The organism is Martinezella rhizogenes, assembly GCF_000799715.1.
GTDB lineage: Bacteria > Pseudomonadota > Alphaproteobacteria > Rhizobiales > Rhizobiaceae > Rhizobium > Rhizobium rhizogenes_C.
Genome location: NZ_JUHG01000006.1, coordinates 1 through 18,580 on the forward strand (window position 1 = coordinate 1; position 18,580 = coordinate 18,580).

General features: G+C 54.7%; 14 protein-coding genes and 1 tRNA gene. 10 read left to right on the top strand and 5 right to left on the bottom strand.

Going from position 1 to position 18,580, the window contains the following annotated elements; translation table 11 throughout:
* The first annotated feature begins 227 nt into the window (after positions 1-227).
* Entirely contained in the window at positions 228-1,316 is a 1,089-nt protein-coding gene (locus tag EX00_RS03600) for a Fic family protein (protein WP_047454254.1), read from the top strand.
* A gap of 314 nt (positions 1,317-1,630) precedes the next feature.
* On the opposite strand, the gene EX00_RS03605 is transcribed toward EX00_RS03600, so the two are convergent.
* Together EX00_RS03605 and EX00_RS03610 are read right to left on the bottom strand one after the other, a co-directional pair.
* Positions 1,631-2,047, bottom strand: a complete 417-nt coding sequence (locus tag EX00_RS03605) for a type II toxin-antitoxin system VapC family toxin (RefSeq protein WP_047454256.1) — start codon at positions 2,045-2,047, stop codon at positions 1,631-1,633.
* Entirely contained in the window at positions 2,047-2,289 is a 243-nt protein-coding gene (locus tag EX00_RS03610; RefSeq protein ID WP_047454258.1) for an antitoxin, read from the bottom strand. The genes EX00_RS03605 and EX00_RS03610 overlap by 1 nt, the downstream gene beginning before the upstream one ends.
* A 364-nt stretch (positions 2,290-2,653) precedes the next feature.
* Between EX00_RS03610 and EX00_RS03615 the strand changes: the two genes are divergently transcribed.
* The 3 genes from EX00_RS03615 to EX00_RS03625 all read left to right on the top strand — a co-directional run bounded on the left by EX00_RS03615 (position 2,654) and on the right by EX00_RS03625 (position 7,217).
* Positions 2,654-6,049, top strand: a complete 3,396-nt coding sequence (locus tag EX00_RS03615) for a class I SAM-dependent DNA methyltransferase (protein WP_047454261.1) — start codon at positions 2,654-2,656, stop codon at positions 6,047-6,049.
* A 48-nt stretch (positions 6,050-6,097) separates the two neighbouring features.
* Positions 6,098-7,042, top strand: coding sequence for a DUF4357 domain-containing protein (locus EX00_RS03620; RefSeq protein ID WP_047454262.1), 945 nt, complete (start codon positions 6,098-6,100; stop codon positions 7,040-7,042).
* 85 nt (positions 7,043-7,127) lie between these two features.
* Positions 7,128-7,217 (top strand) — tRNA-Ser (locus EX00_RS03625).
* Positions 7,218-7,664: 447 nt separating this feature from the next.
* On the opposite strand, the gene EX00_RS03630 is transcribed toward EX00_RS03625, so the two are convergent.
* The gene (locus EX00_RS03630; RefSeq protein WP_047454264.1) at positions 7,665-8,567 is read right to left on the bottom strand and encodes an SDH family Clp fold serine proteinase; all 903 of its coding nucleotides are present in this window, start codon (positions 8,565-8,567) and stop codon (positions 7,665-7,667) included.
* A gap of 589 nt (positions 8,568-9,156) precedes the next feature.
* Between EX00_RS03630 and EX00_RS03635 the strand changes: the two genes are divergently transcribed.
* The 4 genes from EX00_RS03635 (at position 9,157) to EX00_RS03650 (ending at position 13,872) form a co-directional block, all read left to right on the top strand.
* Positions 9,157-10,818 carry a DUF6119 family protein gene (locus tag EX00_RS03635; RefSeq protein WP_052210669.1) on the top strand — a complete coding sequence of 554 codons (1,662 nt, stop codon included), beginning with the start codon at positions 9,157-9,159 and terminating at the stop codon, positions 10,816-10,818.
* On the top strand, positions 10,811-11,527 hold the full coding sequence (locus EX00_RS03640; RefSeq protein ID WP_047454266.1) for an HNH endonuclease: 717 nt from the start codon (positions 10,811-10,813) through the stop codon (positions 11,525-11,527). Before EX00_RS03635 ends, EX00_RS03640 begins: the two co-directional genes overlap by 8 nt.
* Before the next feature lie 147 nt (positions 11,528-11,674).
* Positions 11,675-12,805: a DUF4268 domain-containing protein gene (locus EX00_RS03645; RefSeq protein ID WP_047454268.1), complete on the top strand. Its 1,131-nt coding sequence runs from the start codon at positions 11,675-11,677 to the stop codon at positions 12,803-12,805.
* 74 nt (positions 12,806-12,879) lie between these two features.
* Positions 12,880-13,872 (top strand): site-specific integrase, encoded by a 993-nt coding sequence (locus EX00_RS03650; RefSeq protein WP_047454270.1) that lies wholly within the window; start codon positions 12,880-12,882, stop codon positions 13,870-13,872.
* A 129-nt stretch (positions 13,873-14,001) separates the two neighbouring features.
* Here EX00_RS03650 and EX00_RS03655 read toward each other — a convergent pair whose 3' ends face one another.
* A complete protein-coding gene (locus tag EX00_RS03655; protein WP_047454272.1) occupies positions 14,002-14,589 on the bottom strand; it encodes an IMPACT family protein in 588 nt (195 codons plus the stop codon).
* Between the two features lie 1,033 nt (positions 14,590-15,622).
* Here EX00_RS03655 and EX00_RS03660 point away from each other — a divergent pair.
* Positions 15,623-16,858 carry a hypothetical protein gene (locus EX00_RS03660; RefSeq protein ID WP_047454274.1) on the top strand — a complete coding sequence of 412 codons (1,236 nt, stop codon included), beginning with the start codon at positions 15,623-15,625 and terminating at the stop codon, positions 16,856-16,858.
* A gap of 210 nt (positions 16,859-17,068) precedes the next feature.
* On the opposite strand, the gene EX00_RS03665 is transcribed toward EX00_RS03660, so the two are convergent.
* Positions 17,069-17,641, bottom strand: a complete 573-nt coding sequence (locus tag EX00_RS03665) for a recombinase family protein (RefSeq protein WP_047454276.1) — start codon at positions 17,639-17,641, stop codon at positions 17,069-17,071.
* A 230-nt stretch (positions 17,642-17,871) separates the two neighbouring features.
* On the opposite strand from EX00_RS03665, the gene EX00_RS03670 reads away from it, so the two are divergent.
* Entirely contained in the window at positions 17,872-18,441 is a 570-nt protein-coding gene (locus EX00_RS03670; RefSeq protein WP_047454277.1) for a hypothetical protein, read from the top strand.
* Positions 18,442-18,580: the final 139 nt, after the last annotated feature.

An 18,580-nucleotide genomic window follows, 5' to 3' on the forward strand; every position in this document is an offset into this window, starting at 1 on the left:
TTATCATATATTTACGATGTTTATGCTTGCGATAGGTGTCGCGGGTTTTGGCTGGCTGCGATCACAATCGATCACAGGGCCACGCTGAAGGCGCTTCTCGGCGAATCCGCTTCTTGGAATTCAGCTCAGATCTTGGATTGCCTCGACTGACAACCATGGATGCGGATTTAACATGTTGCGACGGCTATGTTAAAGAAATCGAGTTTTTTTAACCTATCGAGTCGCATATGTTAAACCCATCCTACCAGCTTCCCGATCTGATATCTCTTAATGGCTTGGAAACTATCGAGGTTTTTAAGGCACTGGCCGCTGCCAACCGGTCCCTAGCTGAATTGAAGGGTCGGGCGGCCGCTATACCCAATCAAGGAATTCTGATCGACACGCTAGCACTGCAAGAAGCAAAGGCGAGCTCGGAGATCGAAAACATCGTCACCACCCAGGACGAGCTGTTTCAAGCCGAGTTGTTTCCGGAGGGACCGGAGTCTCCGGCAGCAAAAGAAGTCGCACTATATCGTGATGCTCTAAAATTTGGCTTTGACAAGCTCCGGCAGACCGAGGGCCTGATTACGAATGCGACCATCGTCGGTATGTTTCAGCTCCTCAAGCGGCGCACAGACGGATTCCGCCAAACGCCAGGCACAGCGCTCAGAAACGATCGCTCGGGTGAGATCGTCTACGTGCCTCCCCAGGACCAGCGCGACATTAATTCAGCAATGAGCGGACTTGAGCGTTTCATCAATAATGACCAGCTCTCAATGCTCGACCCGCTTATCAAAATGGCTCTAATCCATCATCAGTTTGAAAGCATCCATCCCTTCCCAGATGGCAATGGCCGCATAGGACGTATCCTGAACGTCCTCTATCTTACGCGAGTAGGCCTCCTCGAAATACCTATTCTCTATCTAAGCCGTGCCATCAACAACTCAAAGGGTGAGTATTATCGCCTGCTTCAGCATGTGCGCGATACCGGTGAGTGGGAGGATTGGCTTATCTACATGCTGAGAGCCGTCGACGAGACCGCCAAAACGACGCTGGACCTGGTCGAGAATATTCGTGAGCAGATGGCGACAGCAAAAAAACGCCTCCGGACTGAATTTCCGAAAATTTACTCGCAGGATCTGCTCAACAATCTATTCCGGCATCCCTACACGCGGATCGATTACGTGCAGAAAGAGCTGAATGTTACGCGCCAGACGGCAGCTCGTTATCTCGATACGCTCGCCGATGCCGGAGTTTTGAGCAAACACCAGAGCGGGCGCAACAATTACTACATCAATGAGCCGTTAATCGCCCTATTCCTAAAGGTATCTGAGTAATCGCGGATCCGGCCGGGAAAATCCTTGGTTCCCCTTCCGGGGCATCCTACGCACGATCTTCAATATCGATTGGAGATCACATGGCGACGCTCCAGACGTTCCTCATAATACGCGTTGTCACGGTTCTGTTGCTTTGTCATTTCGATGTCCGGTCAGGTATCATCCTCCCAATTGATCAGGTGACTCGCTGGCTCGTCTGGCATGTCGGGTGCTGTGGTGCGACGTCAGAATGCACGAAGCCAGCCGGCAAATGCCTGTGAGTCAAACAAGCGTGTTCCGTTTCAGCTGTTTCTTATTTCATGGGCGGCTGACAGCTACGAGACGGCCGTCCAGTCGAGAACCTGGAGGCCCGGCACTCGGATGAACTCTCCAATATTGGCCGTCACCAGAACGGTGCCGGCTCGGCGTGCCTGGGCGGCGATCAGCACGTCATAGGGGCCGATCGGTGTGCCCTGTCGCCGCAGATGCGCCCGAATGTCTGCGGCCTCGTCTGCGTCGGCCGCGTTGAAGTCGAGCAGCGAAATGCCACCCGAGGCGATGAAGAGAGCGATCTTCTCCTCGTTGTCATGCCGACGCTCGCTTGCCGCAGCGCCATACATAAGCTCGTGATAGGCGACGACCGATAGGCCAAGCGGGGTTCCTGCATTGCGCGTCTCGTCGAAGCGTTCGCGGACCTGACGCGGCCGTCCGTTCAGGAGCGCGATCGCGACGTTGGTATCGAGATGGATCATCAGTCGAACACGGCGCGATCGGCTGGCATGGGAGGCTGCTCGCGTCCATCGGACATGAAAGGCGCGTCCCCCAATTTGTCGATTGCTGACCAGGGCATGGTGTTGTCTGCGTCGAGCGGTTCGAGGATCACGCGATTGCCGACTCGGCTGACGCGGACCTCCTTGCCCTCGAATCGGAACTCCTTGGGCAGGCGCACGGCTTGGCTGCGCCCATGCGTGAATAGCTTGGCGGTTGCGCTCATGGCCAATACTCCATTAATAGACACCACATGATATCTATCATGCGTCGGGAATATTGGTCAACGTATTTGGAAACTCTGGCAAATATGCGCTGTCGCACCTGGCTCTTCGCCATTTCTGCTTCCAGTTCGGCATAGCCGCCCCAATCGGCCAGGGAGATTCGCTGGCGAGTTTGGCGTGCCGGAAGTTGCGGATCAACGTAGTGATGCGCGGAGAGAGACGCTAGCTACTGCAGCCGAAGGCTGAAGAGTCAAATGCGCAAACTAGCGAGCTCGAGTTCAATGGTCGGCTATATAGAGAATTGGCCGCTTGCATGAATTTCTTTACCGGCTAAATTCGCCTTGGAAGTTGGGGCAAGATTTATTTATGCAGGCAAAAGTAGAGCAATTCATTGGCCGTTGGCAGTATCAGGAGGGTGGGCAGGAGAGGGCAAATTACGCATTGTTTTTGACCGAACTGTGCGATCTCTTGGGTTTGCCTCATGCCGACCCGGCGTCTGCAGCGCACGAAACCAACGACTATGTCTTCGAGCGTGTGGTGCGGGAGGCGGGGCGAAACGGTCCCGTCTCTTCGAAACGCATTGACCTATATAAGCGCGATTGTTTCCTCCTTGAGGCCAAGCAGAGTCGGCTCAGCGGCGAAAAGAAGCTCGACGCGCCTCAACTTCCTGGATTGGCCTCCATGGCACCGCGAGGGCGCCGTGCCGGAGCGAATCGTGCATGGGACGTTCTGATGATGAATGCCCGTCAGCAGGCGGAGAATTACGTCCGACTTCTGCCGACATCGCATGAGCCGCCGCCATTCGTTCTCGTTTGCGATGTGGGCCACGCAATCGAGGTCTATGCCAATTTTCGTCGTGACGGAAAGGCTTACGACCAGTTCCCGGATCGCCGTTCTTTCCGGATTTACCTGGAAGATTTGCGTGATGAGAATATCCGCGAGCGCCTGAAGGCGATCTGGACCGATCCGCTGTCGCTCGATCCATCGCGTTACGCCGCCAAGGTGACGCGTGAGATCGCTACCCGTATCGCTAGGGTGTCGAAGGCGCTGGAGGAGCAGGGTCACGCCACCGAAGACGTGGCGATGTTCCTGATGCGCGTGCTCTTCACCATGTTCGCCGAAGATGTGGAGCTTCTGCCGAAGGATAGTTTCAAGGACCTGTTGAAGGATTGCGCGCAAAAGCCGGAAATCTTCCCCGGAATGATGGAGAATCTCTGGAAGGCGATGGATGAAGGCGGAGACGCCGCCGCGATCCGGGCAAAGGTGAAGAAATTCAATGGCGAGTTCTTCAAAAATCGCCGCGCGCTCAAGCTCGCCAAGGAAGAAATCGGCGAACTTGCCGCAGCCGCAGCCTACGATTGGCGCGACGTGGAGCCGGCGATCTTCGGCACCTTCCTCGAACAGGCGCTGGACCCGACCGACCGCCGCCGTCTTGGAGCGCATTACACGCCACGCGCCTATGTCGAACGCCTTGTCATCGCCACCGTTATCGATCCTTTGCGCGAGGAATGGGACAATGCCCGTTCCACCGCCGACCGGCAGAAGTCGGAAGGCAAGGAGGCGGCCGCGATCAAGACAGTGCAGGCCTTCCATGACACGCTATGCGAAACCCGCGTGCTTGACCCCGCCTGCGGCACGGGCAATTTCCTCTATGTCTCGCTGGAACTGATGAAGCGCCTGGAAGGTGAGGTGCTTGAGGCGCTGAACGACCTCGGCGGACAGGAAGCTCTGGCCTATGAAAGCCACACCGTCGATCCGCACCAGTTCCTGGGCCTGGAACTCAACCCGCGCGCGGCGGCGATCGCCGAGCTGGTGTTGTGGATCGGTCACCTGCAATGGCATTTCCGCAATCGCGGCGCCGCCCCTTCCGAGCCGATCTTGAAGGCCTTCCACAATATCGAGAACCGCGACGCGCTGCTGACCTGGAATGGTTATCCGCTGCCGAAGGTGGTGGACGGGGAGGAGACCTATCCAAACGCCCGTCGACCCGACTGGCCGAAGGCGGATTACATCGTCGGTAACCCGCCCTTCGTCGGCGGCAAGGACGTCCGTGCGCGCATGGGTAGTGCTTACGCCGAGGCGCTGTGGAAAGCGCACAAGCACATGAACGAAAGCGCGGATTTCGTCATGTATTGGTGGGATCGCTCCGCTGATATCCTGCTCAAGGCCAAAAGCCCGCTCAAGCGCTTCGGCTTCGTCACCACCAATTCTATCAGCCAGGTGTTTCAGCGCCGGGTGATGGAGCCCTATCTCAAAGCCAGGAAACCGCTCTCTATTATCATGGCGATCCCGGACCATCCGTGGACGAAAGTCACCCGCGACAGCGCTGCCGTGCGTATCGCCATGACGGTGGCGCAGGCGGGCAAGCATGACGGAGTGTTGTTCGAGGTAACGGCTGAGGAGGGCGTGGAGACCGACAGTCCTGTGATCCTGTTTGAGGAGCTCAGGGGGAACGTGAATTCGGATCTAACGGTTGGGGTGGATGTGACAGGTGCCGCAGAGTTGAAAGCCAATTCCGCAATCTGTTCGCCCGGTATGAAGCTACACGGGGCCGGCTTCATCGTTTCTACCGCTGAAGCGGAGCACCTTGGCCTCGGTCGCCAGCCGGCGCTGGAGAAACATATTCGAACCTATCGCAATGGGCGTGATCTGATGGACCGTCCCCGTGGCGTCATGGTGATCGACCTGTTCGGGCTGACAGCGGAAGAGGTGCGCGTCCGCTTTCCGGCGGTTTATCAGCACGTTCTCAAGACTGTTAAGCCAGAGCGGGATGCAAACAATCGCGCTACTTATCGAGATAATTGGTGGATTTTTGGTGAGCCTCGCAGAGACTTGCGCCCCGCTCTTGTCAATCTCCCTCGTTACATCGCTACGGTCGAAACCGCGAAACACCGTGTTTTTCAGTTCCTCGATGCCTCGATCCTGCCGGACAACATGCTCGTCGCCATCGGCTTAAGCGACGGCTTTCCGCTAGGGGTTCTGTCCTCGCGTTTTCATATTATTTGGGCGCTGCGCGCCGGCGGCTGGCTTGGCATCGGCAATGATCCTCGTTACTCCAAGTCCCGCTGCTTCGACCCCTTCCCGTTCCCCGATGCCACCGACGCTCAGAAGGCAGCGCTCGACGCCATCGCGGAGGATCTGGATGCCCATCGCAAGCGCGTGCTGGCCGACCATGAGCACCTTACGCTGACCGGCCTCTACAACGTGCTGGAACGGCTGAGGGCGGGGGCGAAGCCCGACGATCTGAATGACAAGGAGCGCCGCATCTTCGACGACGGATTGGTGCTGATCTTAAAGGAACTGCACGGCAGGCTCGACGCAGCCGTGGCCGGAGCCTATGGCTGGCCGATCGACCTGACGGAGGAAGAAGTGCTCACCCGTCTCGTCGGCTTGAACAAGGAGCGGGTGAAGGAGGAGGCGCGGGGCAAGGTTCGCTGGCTGCGCCCAGACTACCAGATCCCGCGTTTTGGCTCGGACAAGGAAAAAGCCGAGCAGCTGGAAGCTGATCTCGGCGAGGCGATTGCCTCCGTTGTTTCTGGCCCGAAACCCGCTTTCCCCAAGGACGAGCGCGACCAGACCTTTGCAGTGCATCAGGTGCTGATGGAAGCCGAGAGGCCAGTAGAGCCGGCCACAATCGCTGCCTCCTTTAAGCAAGGTCGCAAATGCTTGGATTCCGTCTCCGCCGTCATCGCTTCCCTCTATCGCATGGGGCTCGTTTCAACATCCGATGGCAAGAGTTTTGCGCTCCGGCGGGCGGCCTGAGTGATCACCCTCCCTGTCGTGTCATTGGTTTGGCTTCAAAGGTGATGCATGAGCGTGAGTGAATTCGTTGGTCGTGTCGTGAAGATCTTCATCACTGGCAAAGATCCACGCAGCCTGCGAACCATCGAACTTGACAACTGGACAGGCGTCGCGATTGCCGGGCAGCCCGAGTTCTTTAAGAAAGCTCTGGAAGCGGAAGTGCTAGCCCGATCATGCGTCTATTTGCTGATCAAGAGCGGCGCTGAGGATGACCTGCCAGAGATCTACGTTGGCGAGAGTGATGACTTCTCGCAGCGCTACATAAGCGGCAAGTTCCCGATCGAGTTTGACACCTTCCTGATTTTCACCAGCAAGGATGACAACCTTACGCGTGCGCATGTGAAATGGTTGGAGGAAAAGCTGTGGTCCATTCTCCGGGGCAACAGTGGGAAGGTGATTGTTGCCAATGCGAACAAGCCGACGAGCTCAAACCTTCCCCGCGCCGATATTGCGACGATGCAAACCTATCTTGGGAACATGATCTATGTTCTGGAAGCGCTCGGATATGATCTCTTCTCTGTCAAGGAGAGAACCTCTACATCACCGGTCGGACAGGTGGAACAGCTCGACAACGAGGCGCAAAGCCTGACTATCGACCTCTATGCTACGCTGCCAAAGCGGCTCGATGATCGGGCGTTTCTACGCTACGAGGATGGCGCCTACGTTTTGACGTCTGGCTCCAAAATCAATGTGAGGATCACGGAGAGCCTGCCGTCGAACGTGCGAAAACTACGTGAGCAGTTGATTCAGGATGGCGGCCTTCTCGAGCGTGGCGATCACCTGGAACTCACCCGAGACATCCCCTTTTCGAAACCTTCACCGGCTTCCGCTCTCGTCAAGGGCCGAAGCTCTACGGGCTATCAGGATTGGTTGAGAGTGGCAGATAGTGTGCCGCTCGGCGCCGTGCTCGGTATTGCAGCTGCTGTAAGAGATCTGGTCGAAACGGCGCAGTAAGGCCACACTTGGAGTGGTCAATCACTAGATCCCCGCGTCTCTCGCTATGAGAACGCCGCGCTCAACCGCGCCGACCAGCATAACCGGAGAGGTGGCAGAGTGGTCGAATGCACCGCACTCGAAATGCGGCATGCCTGCAAGGGCATCGTGGGTTCAAATCCCACCCTCTCCGCCATAAACATGTGTATTATCATATATTTACGATGTTTATGCTTGCGATAGGTGTCGCGGGTTTTGGCTGGCTGCGATCACAATCGATCACAGGGCCACGCTGAAGGCGCTGCCCGACGCATCTGCTTACTGGAATTCAACTCAGATCGTGGACTACCCCGCAGTTGCAACCATGTAGGCAGATTTAACATGTCGGGACGGCTGTGTTAAAGAAATCGAGTTTTTTTAACTTGTCGAGTCGCATATGTTAAATCTGTCCTACCATCTTCTAGATTCCCAGGGGAGAATTAGAAACGATTGCGGTTTGGGGGGGGCTTGCAGCCGCAAACCGGTCTTTTGCTGAGCTAGTGCCAATGTCGGGTTAGACTCACCCAGCGATCGCCGTGGGTCCGTTGGGGTGAACGTAGCGGATGATCTTTTTCGCCTTGAGCATAAGGAAATAAGAGTGCGCTCAGGCAGCTACCGTCCAGTTCGCTCCGATAGCATTCTCAATAATTTTGATTGAATTCGTGCGTGCGAACGTTGCTACATAACTATGATGCACGCTCAGGACTGCCTCCTGAAGAGCCTGATCATCTTCCAGCGCCAACACATTCAAGCCGATTGCTCGGCATTTATCGATCAAAAAGTGATGAGAGTGTTCTGTGGTTCCTTTGTAGTCCATCAGGCCGCTCACAATGGCTTTTGCCTTCTCTGCAGCCTTTTCCTCACCTTTTAGCATATTCGATTTTAGCCATGCCGCCACCATTTCGCGGCTGCCTTCGACCTGGCGCTCACAGTCCATGATGAAGGCAGGAGGATACTTGCTAAACACCTGACTCCAGACAATCTGTTTCAGGGGTTCCGCTTTAATCTCGGCGATTGCGCGATCGAGCTCTGCGAGCACTCCCATAGCCGGGAGTCCCCTTACTTGAGGGTCTGTTGGGCCTAAACAAGAATGCTTTCCCATCACTATTTGATGGCTCGCGCATGCGATCATGGTTCCTGCAGACATCGCCATGTGGGGAACAATTACACGAACGTCCAGGCCAAACATCTTGTAAAGATATTCTACTATGCCTCTGGTGGCTTCTATTCCGCCCCCTGGTGTATGGATTATTACATCCAGCCCTCTATCTCGAGGGCTGTTATGAATAACAGCCATAAGCCCATTCATATCAAGATCAGTGATCGCGCTCTCAGGATGTAGCTGCCCCGACGCGTCGCGCTTTTGAAGAAAGCCGGAATAATAAGCAATAACCGGCCGTCCAACATACGCCTCAAGATTGCTTAAGTATTTCTGTCTTACGACATCGCAAGCTTTGTCGCCAAGTGTGGCGTCAATCTCGTTGTTTATCTCGTTCCACGTCGGCATTGATTAACTTCGTATGAGAGCGAACCGTAATAGGTGTGTAAGCACCATAGCCAGAGAAACTAGAGATTGAATAGTCTGACGCAGCGTTCGGCACAACTATTACCTGTTCTGCTGGCTGCGCGATTCCGCACTCAACCATTGAATTGTAACGGTCTGACATTGTGAGCCTCCTGAGCGAATCACTAGCTAGCACCAACTATCGGATGCAGTCAAATAGTTATGAGAGCAAGATTGTGTGAAGCATTTCTTAGCTTTCATTGTAAGAGTTCAGGAAAGCAAAATTTGTTCGTTGGATGAAAGATTATCCACGAGTTCATTCGCCCGGTCATACGCGTTAACTCGAGCGTAGCCGACGCACGAACCATGTTGAGCTGGGATAATGCTTGGCGCCTCACTAGGGCATCCTGCGCACGATCTCCAAAGTCGACTGGATATCACATAGCTACGATCCGGAAACTTGGAGGACGAAGGTAAGCATAGCTTCGCCGTCATGCAACTTTGAGATTTTTAGTCAAACTCCAAATTCGACGTATAGTTGACTGTTCATCCAAGTTGCTAGAAAATTGCCTTCTGGTGGGAGGGTATATCGATGGCGACGGTCACATTGAACGTGCGGCTCTTAAAGCCGGGTGTCCATATCGAAGACGCATTTAGAGATACGGCTGATCCTGATGAAGTTGTCACTGAGGCACCCCCAGGCAGTAGACTCTTTATTGATGCTTCACGAGGTCGCCCCAGTTGGATGCCGCTTCTAGCGGATCTTACTACATACGAACCAGATTTATGGACTCAGTCTTCGTCGGCTGTGCTTGTGGTGCCGGTGGAAGATGAACCTGGAACTCGGCGGCTTTTCGTTTTGTGCTTCGGTGCAGGGCATTTCCTAATTGATCCAGCAAAAATAGAACGGAATTTTGGGCTAAAGGTTGTTTTGAATACAGTCTCTCGTCGCGATCTCAGAAGCCTCGACAGCGCGACACTTGACGCAACAGTATTCCAACGACGCACTCAGGCCAGCAGAAATACCGATCTCTCTGGCTTTGGCATAGACGTTCAGCGCGACCTGCTGCGCGTTGCCGCGGGTTCCCCTACCAACCGAGTCTTTGCGAAATTTGTTGCCGGTCGAGACAGCTTAACGATCACGTGCTTGATTCAGCCGGGACAGCTTCAAGCTAAATTGGGGCAATGCCTCGAAGCTTTTCAACAAAGCCGATATCGGCAGGATTACGAATGGATCGACAATGTCCAGATCGTTACTGATGCCGAGGAAATCGGGCTGCTAGATGTTTCGCTAAGCGAGGAACTAGCATTAATCCGGGCTGGCGAACAAAGTGACCTTCATATGTGTCCGCCCGAGATCGTGGACTATATCGAAGGTCAGGACATTGCTTATTATGGAAGAGGCTTCTCTCGCGAAAAGAGTTGGTATTCTCAATTAGACATTCTCGAGTATGCCGCCGAACTCAATGCCGTCGCTTTTAATGAAGCATTTGAAGTGATCAAAGCTGAGCACTATGTCCATATGCACGAAGACCAGGAGACGCGATCCAGACCGAAATGGAAAGTCTACGATTGTTTTGTTTATGAATGTCAGCTCGATCAGCATACTTACGTTCTTTACGCCGGAACTTGGTATCGCATTAGCCAGGTCTATAAGGATCGAGTTGAGACCTTCTTCCAATCTCTCATCAAGCCGCCTCTACTTCTTCAGAGCACCGCAAAAAATGAGCAAGAGCTCATTGCCGAGCTCAATCAACGAGTCGATTTGTTGATGATGGACAAAACCAAGGTGAATCCGCGTGGCGTGAATAACGGCAACCTCGAGGTATGCGATTTCTTTTCACTTCGGCGCCAGTTCATACATCTCAAGGATGGCCATTCATCATCTTCGATCAGCCATCTATGGATGCAGGCTGTTACGAGTTGCGACTCATTGATGTCAGATGCGACCTTCCGGAACGGAGTGAGACGCGAGGCGCGACGTCGACAGGCGGAGATGCCTCTTAAAACGGGTTTTGAGCAGTTGCTGCCTCTGGGTAGCCAAGGGCGCGTCGATACGGCAGCCTATACAGTGATTTACGGCATTCTTCGCCGGAGGAATCGCAGGACTGCCACGTTGGGTATCCCCTTTTTCAGTAAGGTGAGTCTTCAAGCGCCGGCGTCACTACTGGCCAAATATGGCTATGGGGTCGAGATGCATCTCATAGAGAAAGTCGATCCTGCCCAGCCAGCAGCGGTTGTGGTAAATGGCTAGAACGCACGGACACGGAAATCCGAATTGGAACCGTGACGAGACAATCCTCGCTCTGGATCTGTATTTACAGCTTCGTGGCCAAGTCCCATCACTGAAGTCGGAAGAGATTAAAGAGCTTTCTGCACTGCTTCGGTCGCTTCCTTACCATGCAGTGGCAGCGAAACAGCTGACATTCCGAAATCCTGATGGCGTCGGCTTTAAGCTAATTAACATTCGCCAGGTGGCTACCGGAAGGGGGCTTGGCAACGTCTCTAACATGGACCGCCAGATTTGGGCAGAGTTTGGGGAGCGGCCTGATGCAGTTCGTCGCATCGCTGCAGCGATTAAGGCTGGCGTCGCAACCGTGAGTTCGGAGGAGCTTCCTGAAGTTGATCAGGAACTTCCAGAAGGTCGCTTGCTTACCGCACTTCATATCCGTCGAGAGAGAAATCCAAAGGTAAGGAAGCTCTTGCTCGATGATCGGCAGCAGTTCGGCCTTCGTTGCGAGGTCTGCGATCTATCGAGACCAGATCTGGACGTCTCCATGCAGGAGGCAATGTTTGAAGTGCATCACTTGGTCCCGTTGGCTGAAGCTGAAGAACGCAAGACAAAGCTGGCAGATCTGGCGCTTTTGTGTGCGTGCTGCCATCGGTTGCTTCATCGCGCAATGATCATAAAGTCTGGCTGGATGAGTATTGCCGACACTCGGGCGATAGTCATGCCGGGATAATCCTTCATGCCTTCTAGGGTATCCCACGCATAGTCTTCAAAATCCATTGGAGATCATATGGCGATGCCCGGATGCTCTATGCTCGTTGTTTGCTGGTGATCGGACGTTAATCGCTTTCTGTCATTCCTGGGAGAACAGGAGACGGTGATGTTTAAGATCGAAAAGGCAGATAATCGGATAGAGCGACTTTCGCCGCGATCATTTTCCGAGCTAGGCTTTCGTGAGCGGGCTCATTTGCAGGAATGGATCGCCAAACAGCCCGACGCACTGGGCGAGGACCTGCTGATAATCCAAAAGGAATTCGCTGGTTTCTCGGACACGCAGGAACGCCTCGACTTGCTCGCGATAGACAAGCAAGGCTCCCTCGTGATCATTGAGAACAAGCTGGATGACACCGGGCGAGACGTAACCTGGCAAGCGCTAAAATATGCTTCCTACTGCGCACGTCTTACCAAGGACGACATTCGAGACGTCTTCCAATCTTACCTGGATCGGCATTCACCTGGCGTCAAAGCTGAGGAACAGTTGTGCGCCTTTCTTGACGAGGACGAGTATCAAGAGGTCATCCTGAATAAGGGCGTGACGCAGCGAATCATGCTAGTGGCCGCGAATTTTCGAAAAGAGGTTACATCGACAGTTCTTTGGCTATCGAGCTTCAGACTCCGGATGCAATGCTTCAAGGTAACGCCCTTCTCAAGGGGGGATGATCTCTTTTTAACAGTCGATCAGATCATTCCTACCAAGGACGCGGAGGATTTTATGATCGGCTTGGCTGCCAAGGCCCAGGATGAAGTCGAAGGCGTGGAAGCCGAGAAAGCCCGACACGGGTTGCGCCGGGAGTTTTGGGAGATGCTGCTGCCCATGATGAATGGTCGGAGCAGCCTGTTCCGGAACATCTCCCCAGGGACGAAGAACTGGATTGGCACCGGTTCGGGGACGCGCGGGATTAGCTTCAATTTCGTCGTGAGGCGTGAAGCCGTGAGGGTTGACGCATATATTGATACCGGTGACGGTGACCTGAACGAGGCGATTTTTGATGACCTACACGCTGACATGGCGGATATCGCGGCGCAGTTTGGTGAACCGCTCATCTGGGAGCGCCTAGAAGGAAAGCGCGCTTGCCGCATCAAGGCTCAGCGAAACGGAAACATATTTGATCGCGACCAATGGCCGACAATGATCGACTATATGGTCGATGCGATGATCCGGCTCGACCAGACATTTCGAGGAAGGATCACGGAACTATCTAATAAGTTAACTCAGTCTTCATCATCTTAGTTCATGCCGGGATAGTCCTTGGCACCTCTCTAGGGGCATCCTACGCTTGATTTTCAATACTAATTGGAGATCACATGGCGACGATCCGGAAGCTCAGAGGGCGCTGGCAAGCTCAGGTGCGTCGGCGTGGTATGAAACCTCGCTGCAAGTCATTCGATACGAAAATCGAAGCCGAGAAGTGGGCGCGTGATCTGGAAGCTCAGGTCGATCGTTTCGGCGCTGCGCCGGACACGCGGATCCTCGAATCAACGACGCTCAGCGAGCTCCTCGAGCGCTACAAGACGGAAGTGTCCCCCCTCAAACGCGGCTCCGTTCAAGAGATCCAGCGGATCGACGTGCTAAAGCGTCATGACATTGCCTACCGGACAATGGTGGGACTCTCTCCTCAGGACATTTCCTCGTTTCGTGACGAACGGCTTCGAATCGTAGCTCCGTCTACGACGGTGCGTGAGCTTGCCATCCTCAGCCACGTCATCGAGGTTGCGATCCGCGATTGGGGTCTGCCGCTTGCCAAGAACGTCGTTAAGCTCGTTCGTCGTCCGGTGATCCGGAACGAGCGCAAACGTCGTCTAGAAGGTAGTGAGGAGCAGCGCCTGCTCGACGGCTGCGGTGGGGGCAAGATCCCATTCTTCAAGACGTTGATCGTTCTCGCGATCGAAACAGGAATGCGCCGTGGCGAAATCTTGGGGCTTCGTTGGAGTGATATCTCGCATAATCGCCGGGTGATCACATTGGCGATGACGAAGAATGGATCCGGACGCGAGGTGCCGCTGTCCCAGAGGGCGTTTGATACGCTTACGGAATGGAAGACCCGAGCGGACCCCGATCAACCTCGTGTCTTTCCCATGGCTCCCGGTTCCCTTGAGCAAGCGTGGTATCGCCTGCTAGTGCGGGCAAATGTCGAAGGGCTGCGCTTCCACGATCTCCGTCATGAGGGCGTCAGCCGCCTGTTCGAGCGCGGGCTGAACGTGATTGAAGTCGGCAGCATTTCCGGGCACGAGGACTATCGCATGCTAAAAAGATATACCCACTTAAGCGCCGATGACCTTGTCGGTAGATTGGGGTAGTTTCCGTCCTTCCTGACAACGACGGTCGCATTCCGGTTTAACGCTACGGCTTGTTGAGGGCATCGAAGCCCTAGAAAAAGCAAGGGCTCTCCATGGGGATGCCTTGGGTGCCCGCAGACTCCGGCCGTCCTATCCTCCTCTATCGATGATCGCCCGGCCGCTCGTGAGATCTGTCACCATCCGCAGGATGCTTTCTGCGTTCGCCGCTGCGATGTTTACGTTCAGCACAGCACCGGTGCCGACGAATTGTTCTGCTGTCACGCCGGCATCTGGCAGTGCGGTAAGCCTTGCCTTAAGCAACGCAAGATCCGAGAACTGCACCTCTATACTGACGGAGACCATAGGCACAATCTTCGTCTTTTCTGCAGCCTGAAGACAGAGCGCAGCTGTGCCTCCATAGGCTCGCACAAGTCCACCGCTGCCAAGCAAAACGCCGCCGAACCAGCGGGTTACGATAACGACGACGCGATCCAGTTCCTGCCCGTCGATTGCCTGCAGGATCGGCTTGCCTGCGGTGCCGCTGGGTTCTCCATCGTCGCTGAACCGATAGCTCTGGCCAATTCGCCAGGCCCAGCAATTGTGGTTGGCATCTGCGATCGCGTGCTCTGCTATGAAATCTTTTGCGGCCTGTTCATCTGACGCAAGGCCGGCGGTTGCCAGAAAGCGGCTGCGTTTGATTTCCTGGGCATAGGTATGGGGATTAGCGAGCGCGAGCATGGCCTTACATATCTGATGGGAGGAAGACTGCGAAGCCTTGAAACGTAGCACGATGAATTCGAGGTGCTCTATCTGAGGAGCCAGAGGCACTCTCGATGCCAGGAGATCAATGTGGTGATTGCTTGTGCTATTTGCTTGCCGACGATCGCGTTGCTCGCCTTGGATAGATCAACCTACCACGTATTAACTCACGGGGAGAACCCTGCCTAACCTTTACATCCGCCCTGCAGGCACGCAAGTTTTGTCAGGTTCAGGCACCAGAAATAGCGTTCAATATATACTTAAGATTGTTATTATCGCAACTTTTGAATCCGAAATCGTTGCGGAAACCTGACGAACCTTTGCGCCACCTTTACGTTTCCTTGACAAAATCGAGTAATTTCTGCTTTTTCTCTCAGCTGTCAAGGCTCTGGAACTCGTGTCGGTTGTGACGAGCTCTTGTCCGGGTGAGCATCGGTCAGAGAGGTATGGACACAAGTTGCCGATTGCCTACGATCCAATTCTCACGATGCTGAGAACTTTGTGGGACGCCTAGGTTTCCAGAGCTGAAAACATATTCGCGCGCTACCGAATATGGCGACCGTAGATTCACCTACGGGTGATGTATTTGCCTCATGCCGTGTGCGGCCAAGGTAGAGGTTAGTCGAAAAGCCGGTGATCATCATCACAGCGGTTGCGCGACCGACGATCACCCGCAGCGCGCCGTCTTTTTGTTCCTTGTCTCCCGGTGTCAGGTAGCCTCCTGTGCTGCTGCGATGCCTAGCCCCAGGCGCGGGGCCGACGGCGAGCGTGCCGGAAACTAACAGAGAAGCTCACAGGCGAGCGCTAGGCGCTAAAGAGCATTTCCCATGCATTTTGTGCCACGGATCGCGTCGGTGCGAATCCTCGAGTCAAAATGAGTGCCGCTCTGGGTCGATTCTTCTTGAGAACCTGCTGCGCACCGAACAGTTCTCGCTATAAGGCAACCAGATCTCGATTTCGTGCTTCGGAGCGGGCCAGAACCGACAGATGCACTTTCACCTGGAGCAAGCCGATGAGTAGACCCAAGCCGGTGCTGAGCATTCCGCTGATGGCAAAGAAAGTGCCGGCGCTGGTTGGTCATCTCGACTATCAGCGTGTGGAGCTCTCCAACAAGCAGAAGCGCCTTGCCGGACGATATACCCTTCGCCCGGAAATCGATCTTGGCAGGTTTACGACGCGAGCCGTCATCGACTGGCTTGCCATAGGCGTTCTGCTTGAGAAGCCGACCCAGTTTCAATGGATACAGCGCGAAATTGAGGGGCTTCTTGGTCGAACTCCGTTCGTGGAGAACATATTCGGCGGCAGGAATGATTCCTCTGTCGGCTTCGACGTGAGATTCCAGGAGCCGGACATCCCGACTGTTCTCGAAGCTGTCGCAGCGATTGACGCAAAATTCGGGTTGGGTATGGAGCCCATCGTTCGCAGCATCGAGATCAGCGTCGACTTCACGCCCAGGGTGCCGAGTGACCTCGAGCGCGCCAGAATTGTCCGTGTGCTAACGAACCATATACTTGTCGAACCGGATGTGATCTCGAACATCCGAAGCCGACCGCGAACTGTATGGGGTCGAGGTGAGGATAAAGTGATGCGGCTCCTCTATGATTCTGGTCTGCTGACGCCTGAGGAAAACAAGCAGTTTCTGATCGCGACTGACCGGGATCGTGCGCCATTCACCGACGGGACGTTCGAGCTTGGTGCGAGAGAGGCCGAAGCTCGATGGCGCGTGATGGACAAGATCGTTGACCAGCAGAACGTGCAGGCTGGAACCTTCTTAGCTCTCGATGACAAGTCGAAAAGGGCCAGGATCGAAGTGACGATTGACCGTCCGGAAGTGGCTGCACTCGGCGTCACGTTTCTCAGCGATCTGAAGAAGCTGAACTTCACGCGGTTACAGGGGCGATATTTCCAGTTCTTTTTGCCGACTTTCTCCAGACAGGCAGAACTCAATCCGGGAGTGAGATCAGCAATCACCGTTTGGCGAGATCGACAGCGGACCTTGAAATTCATCAAGACTGGTAACGTCGGCCTGAAGGCTATGGACGAAGCTCTCGCCGAGCAACGTATCGAGCTTAAGAGGCAGGCGCTGCCGGGTATACATAAGAGAGGTCTGCGCTTGCCGAACGTTGATCGAATCGCGACCGGGGCGGCAGGCTCGTTCGCTGCCTACGATGAGATGAACGACCGCGTGCGTGTCAGTCTCCGCAATCTAGGGAAGCGGGTCGCCGCCGGTTTTGGGTCTGTCGATTGAAGGAAAGGTAGGTAAGTAGGTAGAGAGGTAGAGAGGTAGAGAGGGAGATAGTTTAGAGAGGTGATGATACATCTAGTAGAAGTTATTAGGTTCGCCGATCTGTGATTCATCTTAGATCTCAAGCGCCGCAAGGCGTTCGAATCGACCGGGCTTGCGTTTGAGGGAGTGATTTTAGTCAGAAAAAGTTGCAAAAAGATGGGATGGATGGCGTCACGCGGCGTTAGCATCCTGTTGCTTGAAGAGTCGCGTTAGCGTGCGGGGATGGATCTGATACTCGCCAGCGACTTCGACAATTGGTCTGCCGCATGATTGGACGGCAGCCCGCGCATCTGCTAGCTGCTCCGGCGTCATTGCGGGCTTTCTGCCGATCCGGCTACCGCGAGCGCGAGCTGCAGCCATCCCGGCTCGGGTTCTCTCGCTGACCAGTGAGCGCTCGAACTCGGCCATACTTGCCAGTAGATGGAATAAGAGCCGTCCGCCCGACGTGCTGGTGTCCAGGCTCTCGCTGATCGACCGAAACTCTATGCCGCGTTCATTGAGACCTCGGACAAGTTTAATTAGTTCGAATAGTGAGCGCCCTAACCGGTCGAGGCGCCAGACGGTGAGCGTGTCACCGGGACGTAGTAGCTTGAGCAGCTTGCTTAGCCCAGGGCGGGTGAAGTTTGAGCCGGAAAACCCTTCGTCAGCATGGACTTTCGCACAGCCGGCTGTCTTCAGTGCCGAGAGTTGGAGATCCATATTTTGCTCCACGGTGCTAACGCGAGCATATCCGAAATTCCGCATGTTTGTTCCGTGCCGCTATTCGTCGGTAGATGGTGTATCCGTTCATAATGCACGCCAAGGTATTGATTTAAAGGAACCTTTTTGTGCAGGCAGGGTTTTCTGTTGATCACGGAAAGCACACTGAAGGAAATCAGTGGGTTAGCGCGGTGCGCGGGAACGCGGGTTCGTTATGAGGGAAGGGTTCCCTTTTGTGCGGCGGAATTACCAACCGCTTTTCTCTCGGTGTGCCCATGAAGATCATTTCGCTCACGCTGCTCGCGTCACTCACCTTTTCCTCCGCCGCTCTCGCGGAACGCGTGACAGTTCACGCCTCTATCGGTGTCGACGAGATGCAAGTGAAGACGAATTCGTCGGAAGTCATGTGGTCGAGCAATCTGGAGAACATTCGGATTGGCGATGAGCAAATCCAGAAAACCGGAACGTTCCTCGTGCGTTGCGGCGATGACGGCAAACAATACGCAATGATCTCGATCCCTGGCGAGAACGACGTCTGGCCAAAGCTGGAGGATGACCTTCGCACAAAGGTAAGCGTCATGGGGTTTGGCAGCGACCTGGAAATTTCCGGCTCCGATCTCCTGTCGATGAAGGTGGGGCGCGAACGTCTGCTCTATATAGACCTCGGGAACAAAGTCTCAGAGTTCGTCCGGCATTGGTATGCTGGCATGTCCGTTCGCTTCTCGGCGAGCCCAGGAAATGGGTTAGCCGATCTCAGCTTCATCGTCGCGGCTCCAGTGCCGGATGCAGATGCGCGCGAGAGGATGGCGAAGACAGTCGCGCTCTGCCAAATTCTGGCCCGCTAAGAGCGCTCCAATAGCGTGAGGTCCGCACCTCGGCGACTTGGTCATTTTTATACCCGGTAAATCGCAGTTGTCTAATCGACCAGAGAGACTCGCTGGCGCGTTTGGACCCTTGAGTGCAGTGAAACATCATTCAGGCACA

Excerpts from the sequence above, each read along its gene's own strand:
- EX00_RS03640 (WP_047454266.1), top strand. The coding sequence starts at position 10,811 with ATGGCTAGAACGCACGGACACGGAAATCCGAATTGGAACCGTGACGAG.
- EX00_RS03665 (WP_047454276.1), bottom strand. The coding sequence starts at position 17,641 with ATGCGGAATTTCGGATATGCTCGCGTTAGCACCGTGGAGCAAAATATG.
- EX00_RS03610 (WP_047454258.1), bottom strand. The coding sequence starts at position 2,289 with ATGAGCGCAACCGCCAAGCTATTCACGCATGGGCGCAGCCAAGCCGTG.
- EX00_RS03655 (WP_047454272.1), bottom strand. The coding sequence starts at position 14,589 with ATGCTCGCGCTCGCTAATCCCCATACCTATGCCCAGGAAATCAAACGC.
- EX00_RS03620 (WP_047454262.1), top strand. The coding sequence starts at position 6,098 with ATGAGCGTGAGTGAATTCGTTGGTCGTGTCGTGAAGATCTTCATCACT.
- EX00_RS03650 (WP_047454270.1), top strand. The coding sequence starts at position 12,880 with ATGGCGACGATCCGGAAGCTCAGAGGGCGCTGGCAAGCTCAGGTGCGT.
- EX00_RS03630 (WP_047454264.1), bottom strand. The coding sequence starts at position 8,567 with ATGCCGACGTGGAACGAGATAAACAACGAGATTGACGCCACACTTGGC.
- EX00_RS03635 (WP_052210669.1), top strand. The coding sequence starts at position 9,157 with ATGGCGACGGTCACATTGAACGTGCGGCTCTTAAAGCCGGGTGTCCAT.
- EX00_RS03660 (WP_047454274.1), top strand. The coding sequence starts at position 15,623 with ATGAGTAGACCCAAGCCGGTGCTGAGCATTCCGCTGATGGCAAAGAAA.
- EX00_RS03645 (WP_047454268.1), top strand. The coding sequence starts at position 11,675 with ATGTTTAAGATCGAAAAGGCAGATAATCGGATAGAGCGACTTTCGCCG.
- EX00_RS03615 (WP_047454261.1), top strand. The coding sequence starts at position 2,654 with ATGCAGGCAAAAGTAGAGCAATTCATTGGCCGTTGGCAGTATCAGGAG.
- EX00_RS03670 (WP_047454277.1), top strand. The coding sequence starts at position 17,872 with ATGAAGATCATTTCGCTCACGCTGCTCGCGTCACTCACCTTTTCCTCC.
- EX00_RS03605 (WP_047454256.1), bottom strand. The coding sequence starts at position 2,047 with ATGATCCATCTCGATACCAACGTCGCGATCGCGCTCCTGAACGGACGG.
- EX00_RS03600 (WP_047454254.1), top strand. The coding sequence starts at position 228 with ATGTTAAACCCATCCTACCAGCTTCCCGATCTGATATCTCTTAATGGC.